Genomic DNA, 9,139 nt, shown 5'->3' on the forward strand with positions numbered 1-9,139 from the left:
CGCCTCCCGCCGCCCGGCGACACGACCGGGCCCGCCGCGAGCGACAGCGCCGGCCGTTCGGCGGTGGCACGGGCCAGCCGGTGCCGGACCTGCTCCGCCTCCGGGTGGCGCAGGTCGGTCAGGATGCCCACCGCCCGCTGCCAGTGCCTCCGGGCGGCAGTCCGGTCGCCCGTGACCCACCTGTTGTCGCCGCGGTGCACCAGCGCCTCGGCCTGGAAGTAGCGGTCGCCCAGGTCGACGAAGAGGGTGAGGGCGCGGCGGAAGCAGTGGTCGGCGGCCTCCCGGTGGCCGAGTTCGGCGTACACGCACCCGAGACTGTCCCAGGCGCTCGCCTCGCCGTGCCGCTCACCGAAGCGCCGGAGCAGCACGAGCGCGGTCCGGATCTGGCGCATGGCCCGGGGTACGTGACCGGCCTTGAGGTTGAGCCAGCCGGCGCCGTTCAGGACCTCGGCCCGGGCGCTGGTGTTGCCCACCGCGCGGAAGATCGCGGCCGATCGCCGGCTGCGGTCGAGGGCGGCCCGCAGGTCGTTCCGCTTCTCGGCGGCCACGGACAGCCCGTGGTGGGCGCGGGCCCGGCCGTTCTGGTCGCCGAGTCGGGCGGCGAGGCGCAGGGCCCGGAGCAACGCGGCCTCCGCCGCGTCCGGCCGGCCCAGACGCAGGTACGCGCGACTCAGGCCCCGATAGGCGTACGACATGCCGAGCAGGTCGCCGTCCGCGGTGGCGGCCCGCAGGGCCACCCGGTGCACGGCGACCTGCGCGGCCCAGTGACCGCCGCGGGACAGGAACGCGGTCAGCACCCACGCGAGCTGCCAGGCCACCGTGGTGAGACCCGACGCCCCGGCCAGGCGGACCATCGCGAGGAGCGTGGCATGGTGGGCCAGGAACCAGTTCCGCGCGTCCTCGGCGGATCCCAACGCCGACACCGCCGTCCCCGCTGCCGGGGTCGACATCGAGGGCTGCTCCCTCCGTGGTTCCAGCAACCGGGCGCCGCTGGCGGCGGTGTGCAGGTAGTGGTCGCAGAGGCGCCTCAGCCCGGCCCGCCGGAACGGCTCGTCCCGGCGGGCGAGTTCGGCGGCGTACGCGGCGATCAGGTCGTGCTGTTCGTAGCGGGCGTCCCCCTGCTCGGTGAGCAGGCTGGACTGGTGCAGTTCGGTGAGCAGCGGGTGGACCCGGTCCACCGGGACGCCGGCGAGACTCGCCGCGGCCACCGCGGTGGCCGGGCCCGGGTGCAGGCCGAGCAGCCGGAACAGGCGGGCGGCCGGCTTGCTGAGGGCCTGGTACGAGCCGTCCAGGCAGGAACGGAGGTCGGTGGCACGGTCACGACTGGACAATCCGTCGAGCCGGTTCCGTGCCGTGGTGAGTTCCCGGGCGACCGCCTGCAACGGCATCGACGGTCGGCTGGTGATCCGGGCGGCCGTCACGGTGAGGGCGAGGGGCAGACCGCCGCACGCTCCGGTGATCATGTCGATGGCGGCGGCGTCCGCCGCGGTCCGCGGTGTGCCGGTCCGACCGGACAACAGTTGCCGGGACGCCTCCGGGGTCAACGGGCCGAGCTCGACCGAATGGGCGGAGCTGCCGGCGACGAGCCCCACCAACCGGTCACGGCTGGTGACCAGCACGAGGCAGTCCGCCCCGCCGAGCAGCAGGGAACGGGCCTGCTCGCTGTCGTGGGCGTTGTCGAGGACGAACAGCATCCGCCGGTCGACGAGCAGGCTGCGGAGCAGGCCGGTGCGCCCGATCTCGTCGGCCGGCATCGACGGAGCCGGCACGCCGAGCGCGTCGAGGAAGGCGGCCGACGCCAGTCCCGGGGCAAGCGGTGGTTGCCGGGGGTCGAACCCGCGCAGGTCCACGAACAGTTGTCCGTCGGGGAACCGCTCCCGTACGCGGTGCGCCCAGTGCACCGCGAGGCTGGTCTTTCCGATGCCCGCCGGCCCGACGAGCGCGACCGTCGTGGTCGCGCGGGTGCGGCCGCCGGCCAGGAGGCGGTCCAGCCCCGCGATCGAGTCGTCGCGCCCGACCAGGTCGAGGTCGGCCGGCAGCTGGGCCGGTACCGGCCGCAGCGACGGCGTCCGCGGGCCCTCGGGCGATGCCGGGGACGCCCCGGTCGCTTCCGGCGTCAGGCTCAGGGCGTAGAAGCGGGTCCGCTGGGCGGCGGTGAGGTCGAGGGCGTCGGCGAGCAGACGGACGGTCTGCTGCCGGGGGGTGCGAACCTGCCCGACCTCGATGGCGCGCAGGTTGCGGACGCTCACCCCGGCCCGGTCCGCCAGTTCCTCCTGGGAGAGGTTCAGGGCCCGCCGATGGCTACGTAGGGCGTCGCCGAGCATGCACACGCGCTCCGTGTCGAGGCCTCGTCCGACCGGTCCGGCCGGTCGGTCTCCGGTGGACCCGAGCGTACAGGGGCATCGGCGCGTGTCGAAGCCTTCGGCGTCAATGGCGGGCGACGGGTCGGGATCAGGACAGAGCGCCGGAAGGTCGCCGGTCAACCGCCGGTGGAGCTCCTGTCGCCCACCGTGCCGGGCCTGCCATCGTGGCCTCGGGTCGGCCCGCGGGGCGCGACCCGGTCCCCCACCGACAGGAGGAACAGCATGCGCGCAGGCATCTCGCGGCTCGCGAAGCGGGCGTCCCGGCTCGTGTCCGTCGGACTCTTCGCGGGCGCGCTGACCGCGGCATCGGGGGTGGCGGCGGCCACCCCGGCGCAGGCCAGCTCGGCGTTCGGCTGCACGTACCCGCGGGTCTGCTTCTGGGTCACCGGCAGCCCGTACAGCGGGAACCCGCCCACGGCGTCGTTCCAGGACACCTACTACCAGACGCTCGGTTCGAGGAGCCGGGGCGCGGAATGGGTCCTCAACACCCGCAACGACGACGGCGCCAAGATCTTCTACTCGAACGGCGACTGGGTCTGCATCCAGCCGGACGAGCTCGCGTACCTGGAGCCGTACGGCTACGCGGTGGCCATCGACATCATGGACTCGCCGTACTGCTCCTACTGACCCAGACGCCTCACCGGGGAGGAACCATGTTCTACCGAATCATGCGAGGCGGGCTGGCGGCGGCGGTCGCCCTGGGTTGCCTGCTGCTCACCGCTCCGGCCGGCGCCGCGCCGACGGACGCCGGCTCCGTGGCGGCACCCAGACCCACGCTGGTGCCGGTCGGCACCGGTTCGCCCGAGCTGGAGAGTCAGCGGCAGGCGACGACGAGGGCGGCAGCGACGGCTTCGGGGCGGCGTACGTCGGCGGCTCTGGCGCCGCCGCAGCCCTGCTGGCAGAACGTCTCGTTCCGGAGGTACGGCCTGACCAGGTACGTCTCGATGGAGTTGCAGTACCCGGGTGACCGGAAGTACGAGTTGCGGGCACGCTCCGACTCGGTCGGCCCCTGGGAGCTGTTCACCCTCTGCCGCGACCCGTTCAGCGAGGTCACCACCATCCGGTCGCAGAGCAACCACAACTACGTGTCGGTCGAGGAGGCGTACCAGGGCACGATCTACGCGATGCTGCGCGCGCGGACGGGCGAGGTCAACCTCGGCCCCTGGGAGCTCTTCTACAGCGACATCGAACCTGGGCAGGGCTACTGCGGCCAGATCCGGGCGAACTCCAACGGGCTCTTCGTCGCGGCCGAGGAGGACTACGCGGGAACGTCGAAGGGCATGCTGCGGGCCCGCACCACAGCGGCACAGATCGGCACCTGGGAGACGTTCTGTTACTGAGGTGCGGTCGCCCTCGGCGAGCCGACGGCGCTGAGCGGGGTGACCAGCCGCAGGTCGTGGCTGGTCACCCCGCTCAGCCGCGGAACGTGCGGTCGAGCAGGTCGAACAGCGCGGCCCAGTGTCGGTCGGTGGCCCGCGCGTCGTACATCGGGGTGTCCGCCTGGGTGTAGCCGTGCCGGGCGCCCGGATAGACCTCGGAGCGGTAGGTGACGCCGGCCGCGTCCAGGGCCTTCTCCAGCGTCTCGATCTGTTCGGCGGTCATCGACGGATCCTGGTCGGCGTGGCCGAAGTACAGCTCGCCGGTCACCGCGCCGACGCCCAGGTGCGGGCTGTCCGGGGCGTCGGTGACCACCCGCCCGGCGTGGAACGCGGCCACGGCGGCGATCCGGTCCGGGTGGGCCTCGATCGCGCGCAGCGCGTTCGTGCCGCCCATGCAGTAGCCGGTGATCGCCGCCGGTCCGGGCGCGACGTCCGGCTGGGCGGCGAGGAAGTCGAGGTAGGCCGCGGTGTCCCGGGCCAGGGCGTCCGGCGTCAGGGCGGCCATCATCGGCCCGAGCCGCTCGAACAGCTCGCCGCGGCGGCTGTCGTCGGCGAGCGCGGAGACGTCGACCAGCGGGGAGCGGGCCGAGCGGTGGAACAGGTTGGGCGCCAGCACGACGTAGCCGCGGGCGGCGATCGTCGCGGCCATCTCGGCAATCCGGGGTCGCAGCCCGAACGCGTCCACGAAGAGCAGGACGCCCGGGAACGGCCCGCCGGAGTCCGGTCGGGCCAGGTAGGCGTCCGCCGTCCCGTCGGCGGTGGGCACGTCCACGTTCGTCGGCTGCACTGTCCGGACCTCCTCGCTGCGGGTTCCGCGACGCACGCTACTCCCGGTCCCGGCCGGCGGCACCTCGGGTCTTCCGGTCCCGGCGGTGCTCGGGCATCCTGGATCGATGGGAGAGGTGCGACCGATGCCCGGCTTCGGTGACCTGTTCACCGACCTGCGCGGCGAGGACCGCACGCTGCGGGTCAGCTACCACCCCGACCGCGGCGCGGTGGTGCTGTCGCTCTGGAGCGGTCCGCGGTGCCGCGGCTCGTTCCGGCTGGCCGAGGCCGACGTGGAGCGGTTCCTCGCGCTGCTCAGCGCGATGCGGGACGACGCCGACCGGCGTACCGGCGGGACCGCGCCGGCGGTGGACGCGTCCACCGACCCGGCCGTGGCACGCACCGGTGAGATCACCGGTACGACCCGGCGGGTGGCCCTGCCGACCCTGCCCGCGCCCCGGGTCGCCTGACCGCCCCCGCCGTTTGCGGCGGGCGAGCGCGGGAATCCCGCTGTCCCGGCAGAGGGAGGCGGCGAGATGGACCAGGACCAGTTCATCGGCGCGGTGGCGAAGCGCTGCGGGACGTCCGCGGAGCAGGCCACCGCGGTCACCCGGGCGACGTTGACCACGCTGGCCGAGCGGATCGACGGTGGGGAGGCCCGTGACCTGGCCGACCGGCTCCCGGAGGCGCTGCGGGCGTACGCGTTCGGACCGGCCGAGGCCGCCGAGCCGTTCGGGCTGGACGTGTTCGTGCAGCGGGTCGCCGAGCGCGCGGACGTCGACGCGGACGCGGCCCGGGACGGGGTGACCGCGGTCCTCGACGTCCTGCGGGACGCGATCGACCCGACCGCCTACGCGCAGGCCGTGTCCCAGCTCCCCAACGAGTACGCCGAGGTGGCCGACCGGAGCGCGCCGTTCGTGCGGCGCCCGGCGTGACGGGGGCGCGATGAGCGAGGACGCGCTGCGCCGCCCGCCCGAGGCCGACGCGCAGGAACAGCGGCAGGACGAGACCCTGGTCGGCCCGCCGGACCGGGTCGGGGACGCGGTGCCCGAGGCGACCGAGGCGGACCTGGCCGAGCAGGGCGTCCTGCGCCCGCCGAGCGACCGCGCCGGCCTGGGCGAGTCGGTGCGCGACGACCTCACCACGGCCGACGCGGTGGAGCAGAACCAGGAGATCCCGCTGCCCGACGAGGAGCGCTGGGCCTGACCGTCAGAGGTCCGGGCTGTCCGCCGCCGCCATCAGCCGCAGCGCGTTCGGGTCCAGCCCGATGCGCACCGGCGTCTGCCCGTACGGTTCGCCGTCGACCTCGATCCGGGCCGGCCGGTCGGTCTCCAGCCAGAGCTGGCGGACGGCGAGGAACGGCTCGTCGCCGAGCGTGCGGCGGTGGCCTGCGGCGGCGTTGCGCGCCGTCTCGCGCAGCAGCCCGCGGCGGCTCGGCCCACCCACCGGGTACGCGACCAGGAGCCGGTCGTCGGCGTTGGCGTCGGCGGTGATCGGCCGGCCGGCGTGGAATCCGCCGTTGGCCACGTACACCTGGTGGGTGCGGAACGTGTGATCGCGTCCCTCGGCGCGGACGGTCACGCGCAGCGGCCGGTGCCGGGCCAGCAGCCCCAGCGCGGTCAGCGGGTAGGCGAGCCGACCGACGGCGCGCTTGAGCCGGGGCGGCGCGGCCAGCATGATGTCGGCCGACAGTCCGATCCCGACGTGGTTGGTGAACCGGGTGTCGCCGATCAGGCCCAGGTCGACGTCGATCACCTTGCCGTCGGTGAGCACGCCGACCGCCGCGTCCAGATCGAGCGGGACGCCTACGGTGCGGGCGAAGTTGTTGGTGGTGCCCAGTGGCAGCAGGCCCAGCGCGACGTCGCGGTGGGCGAGCAGTCGCGCCGCCGCGCCGACCGTGCCGTCCCCGCCGCCGGCGACCAGCAGGTCCGGGCCGAGGTCGACGGCCTCGGCGAGCACCCGGTCCAGGTCGCCCGGCCGGTCCACCGGGTACGCGCCGAGCAGCTCGAAACCGGCCGCGCGCAGCCGCGCGTGGACCCCGGCGTAGAGCCGGCGGCCCCGGCGCGAGTGGGCGTTGACGACCAGTGCGGCCCGCCGTCGTTCCCGGATCGCCGTGGACAGTTCCTGCTTGGTGCGCACGGTTGCGACCCTATCCGGCGGTCGCCGCCGGGGACCGGCGCCGGGCCCGACCCGGATCGGCGACTCAGGACGGTGCGCCCGCGCGGGAGAGTTCGTCGAGGTGCGCGGCGAGCAGGTCCCGGATCCGGTGCGGCGGCATCCGGTCGGGGTGCAGCAGCGCGTGCAGCGTCAGTCCGTCGAGCAGGGCGTGCAGCCGGGCGGTCGCCGCCTCGTCGGCCGGCTGCACGCCGGTGAGCACCGAGACGGCCAGCTCGGCGGCGCGGCGGACGCCCTCGTCGGCCTCGGTCATCCGCTCCCGGGCGGCGGGGTCGACCTGGGCGCGCGCGGCGAGCAGGAGCCATACCTCGGCCTCCCGCACCCGCTGCCGGTCCAGCGGCAGCAGTTCCTCCAGCATCCGTTGGACGACCTCCCGCGACGGGCCGGTGCGGGCCTCGGCGGTGAACCGTCCGGCCGCCTCGGCCATCACGTGTTCCATGGCGAAGACCAGCAGCTCGGTCTGGGTGGCGAAGTAGTGCCGCAGGGCGCTGGGAGACCAGCCGGCCTCGGCGGCGATGCTGCGGACGGTGGCCGCGCCGACGCCGTCGCGGTAGACGACCCGCCACATCGCCGCGGCCAGCTCGGCACGGCGGGCGTCGTGGTCGACGATCTTGGGCACGGGCCCTCCGGTGGGTCGGTGGACGGCGGTTGCTACGGTTGTCGCACAGCGTACTAAAACAGGGAGGGCCCATGCTGGTCGGAGTGATCGTCGCCTGCGAGGTGGCGTTCTGGGTGGTCCTGGCCGCCGGGCTGGTCGCCCGCTACCCGCTGCGCCGGCCCCGCCTCGGCGCCGCCCTGCTCCTCGCGGTGCCCGCGGTCGACCTGGTGCTGCTGGCCGCCACGATGATCGACCTGCGGCGCGGGGGCACCGCCACGTTCGCGCACGGCCTCGCCGCCGCGTACCTCGGCTTCTCGGTGGCCTTCGGGCACAGCATGGTGCGCTGGGCCGACCAGCGCTTCGCCCACCGGTTCGCCGGTGGGCCGCCGCCGCGCCGGGCCCCGCGCTACGGGACGGCCCGGGCCCGGCACGAGTGGCGCGAGTGGGGCAAGGGCATGCTCGGCTGGGCGGTCGCCTGCGCCGTGCTCCTGGGCGGCATCGCGCTCGTCGGCGACGCCGAGCGTACCGAGGAACTCTGGGCGTGGGCCGGGCGGCTCACCCTGGCCATGGCCGCCTGGCTGGTGTTCTGGCCGGTGGCGTACACGGTGTTCCCCAAGCGGGCGCCGCGCGGCACCTGAGCCTCACCCCGTGCCGCCGGCGGGCGGGCCGGCGAGCCGGTCCACGCCGGCGGCGGTCACCAGCAGCGTCGCCAGCACCGCCAGCGCCGCGGCCGGGGGCAGCACCACCCCGAGCGGGGTGGACAGCACGGTGGCCCCGGTGACCGCGAGCCGCGCCGGCCCGACGGCCTGTCCGGTGAGGCGGCGGAAGAGCAGCCGCCCGGCCAGGTACACCGCCGCGCCGCCGTACAGGGAAACGGCCCCGGGCCAGGTCAGCCGCGATCCGGGTTCGGCCCCGGCGACGTGCGCCAGCACCTGTTCGACGCCGAGCGCCAGGTAGATGACGCCGGCCACCAGCAGCAGGTGGGTCTGGCTGTAGGCGTCGGCGGCGATCCGGTCCCGCCGGTCCGCCGGCGCCGCGGCGAGCGCGCGGGTCGCCGCCGGGGCGGTCCGGTGGAAGTAGAGCCACCAGAGGCCGACGGTGATCACGAAGCCGACCAGTGCCACGCCCAGCACCGGCAGCTCGGTCGCCGCCGCGCCGGCCCCCACGCCCGCGGCGGCCACCGACTCCCCCAGCGCGATGATCAGCACCAGGCCGTGCCGCTCGGCGAGGTGCGTCGGGCTGCGCAGCGGCCAACTGCCCCGGCGGGCGTAGGACAGGCGCTGCCCGGCCACCTCGACGACGAACCCCAGCACCCACAGGGCGGCGTGCGCCGCGCCCTCCAGCAGCGCGCCGACCAGCAGCGGTACCCATCCGGCGACGCTGGACAGGGCGAAGAACCGGATCCGCGCCCGCAGCGCCGGGTCGCCGGCCACCGCCCAGTGGAACAGCGCCAGGTGCACCGCCCGCAGCAGCACGTAGGCGAGCGCGACGACCAGCGGCCCGTCCAGACCCGGGCCGGACGTCCAGGCCTGCGGCATGACCAGCGCGGCCAGGAACAGCGCGGCCATCGCGACCAGGAAGCCGCCGCGCACCACCCCGACGTCGGCCCGGGTGTGGTTGCCCAACCAGGTGTACGACGACCAGGCCAACCAGAGCAGCACGAGCAGGAGCAGCCCCTGCGCCATGCCGGCCGGCTCCGGATGCGGCCCGACCAGGGCCATGATCCGGGTGAGCGCGAAGACGAAGACCAGGTCGAAGAAGATCTCGAACGGGGTGACCCGCCGCTCGCCCGCCGCCGGCCGGGGCGGACGCGGTCGCCCGGGGCGGCGTCGCGTCCCGTCCGGCCCCACCGTCCACCC

Annotated in this window: 11 protein-coding genes; 6 read left to right on the forward strand and 5 right to left on the reverse strand. The window is 75.1% G+C overall.

Annotated features, from left to right (window positions below; all coding sequences use genetic code 11):
* A partial coding sequence (locus tag HUW36_RS18560) for an ATP-binding protein (protein ID WP_174529327.1) occupies nt 1–2,324 on the reverse strand: 2,324 nt, incomplete at its 3' end.
* A 261-nt stretch (nt 2,325–2,585) separates the two neighbouring features.
* On the opposite strand from HUW36_RS18560, the gene HUW36_RS18565 reads away from it, so the two are divergent.
* Together HUW36_RS18565 and HUW36_RS18570 are read left to right on the forward strand one after the other, a co-directional pair.
* Nucleotides 2,586–2,990 (forward strand): hypothetical protein, encoded by a 405-nt coding sequence (locus tag HUW36_RS18565; RefSeq protein WP_174529328.1) that lies wholly within the window; start codon nt 2,586–2,588, stop codon nt 2,988–2,990.
* 26 nt (nt 2,991–3,016) lie between these two features.
* Nucleotides 3,017–3,703 carry a fascin domain-containing protein gene (locus tag HUW36_RS18570; RefSeq protein ID WP_174529329.1) on the forward strand — a complete coding sequence of 229 codons (687 nt, stop codon included), beginning with the start codon at nt 3,017–3,019 and terminating at the stop codon, nt 3,701–3,703.
* 73 nt (nt 3,704–3,776) lie between these two features.
* Here the strand turns inward: HUW36_RS18570 and HUW36_RS18575 are convergent, their stop codons facing one another.
* Nucleotides 3,777–4,529: a dienelactone hydrolase family protein gene (locus HUW36_RS18575; protein WP_174529330.1), complete on the reverse strand. Its 753-nt coding sequence runs from the start codon at nt 4,527–4,529 to the stop codon at nt 3,777–3,779.
* Between the two features lie 106 nt (nt 4,530–4,635).
* Here HUW36_RS18575 and HUW36_RS18580 point away from each other — a divergent pair, with 106 nt between their 5' ends.
* The 3 genes from HUW36_RS18580 (at nt 4,636) to HUW36_RS18590 (ending at nt 5,713) form a co-directional block, all read left to right on the forward strand.
* A complete protein-coding gene (locus tag HUW36_RS18580) occupies nt 4,636–4,977 on the forward strand; it encodes a hypothetical protein (protein ID WP_174529331.1) in 342 nt (113 codons plus the stop codon).
* Nucleotides 4,978–5,043: 66 nt separating this feature from the next.
* Nucleotides 5,044–5,442 (forward strand): DUF2267 domain-containing protein, encoded by a 399-nt coding sequence (locus HUW36_RS18585; protein WP_174529332.1) that lies wholly within the window; start codon nt 5,044–5,046, stop codon nt 5,440–5,442.
* Between the two features lie 10 nt (nt 5,443–5,452).
* A complete protein-coding gene (locus HUW36_RS18590; RefSeq protein ID WP_174529333.1) occupies nt 5,453–5,713 on the forward strand; it encodes a hypothetical protein in 261 nt (86 codons plus the stop codon).
* 3 nt (nt 5,714–5,716) lie between these two features.
* Here HUW36_RS18590 and HUW36_RS18595 read toward each other — a convergent pair whose 3' ends face one another.
* Together HUW36_RS18595 and HUW36_RS18600 are read right to left on the reverse strand one after the other, a co-directional pair.
* Nucleotides 5,717–6,646, reverse strand: a complete 930-nt coding sequence (locus HUW36_RS18595; protein WP_174529334.1) for a diacylglycerol/lipid kinase family protein — start codon at nt 6,644–6,646, stop codon at nt 5,717–5,719.
* A gap of 64 nt (nt 6,647–6,710) precedes the next feature.
* Nucleotides 6,711–7,301, reverse strand: coding sequence for a TetR/AcrR family transcriptional regulator (locus tag HUW36_RS18600; protein WP_174529335.1), 591 nt, complete (start codon nt 7,299–7,301; stop codon nt 6,711–6,713).
* 71 nt (nt 7,302–7,372) lie between these two features.
* Here HUW36_RS18600 and HUW36_RS18605 point away from each other — a divergent pair, with 71 nt between their 5' ends.
* Nucleotides 7,373–7,918 (forward strand): hypothetical protein, encoded by a 546-nt coding sequence (locus tag HUW36_RS18605; RefSeq protein WP_174529336.1) that lies wholly within the window; start codon nt 7,373–7,375, stop codon nt 7,916–7,918.
* 3 nt (nt 7,919–7,921) lie between these two features.
* Here HUW36_RS18605 and HUW36_RS18610 read toward each other — a convergent pair whose 3' ends face one another.
* Entirely contained in the window at nt 7,922–9,130 is a 1,209-nt protein-coding gene (locus HUW36_RS18610) for a low temperature requirement protein A (RefSeq protein WP_174529337.1), read from the reverse strand.
* Between the last annotated feature and the right edge of the window lie 9 nt (nt 9,131–9,139).

Source organism: Micromonospora maritima, assembly GCF_902825405.1.
GTDB classification, from domain to species: domain Bacteria; phylum Actinomycetota; class Actinomycetes; order Mycobacteriales; family Micromonosporaceae; genus Micromonospora; species Micromonospora maritima.

Coding starts and splice junctions, on each gene's coding strand:
- HUW36_RS18565 (WP_174529328.1), top strand. CDS start 2,586: ATGCGCGCAGGCATCTCGCGGCTCGCGAAGCGGGCGTCCCGGCTCGTG.
- HUW36_RS18570 (WP_174529329.1), top strand. CDS start 3,017: ATGTTCTACCGAATCATGCGAGGCGGGCTGGCGGCGGCGGTCGCCCTG.
- HUW36_RS18580 (WP_174529331.1), top strand. CDS start 4,636: ATGGGAGAGGTGCGACCGATGCCCGGCTTCGGTGACCTGTTCACCGAC.
- HUW36_RS18585 (WP_174529332.1), top strand. CDS start 5,044: ATGGACCAGGACCAGTTCATCGGCGCGGTGGCGAAGCGCTGCGGGACG.
- HUW36_RS18590 (WP_174529333.1), top strand. CDS start 5,453: ATGAGCGAGGACGCGCTGCGCCGCCCGCCCGAGGCCGACGCGCAGGAA.
- HUW36_RS18605 (WP_174529336.1), top strand. CDS start 7,373: ATGCTGGTCGGAGTGATCGTCGCCTGCGAGGTGGCGTTCTGGGTGGTC.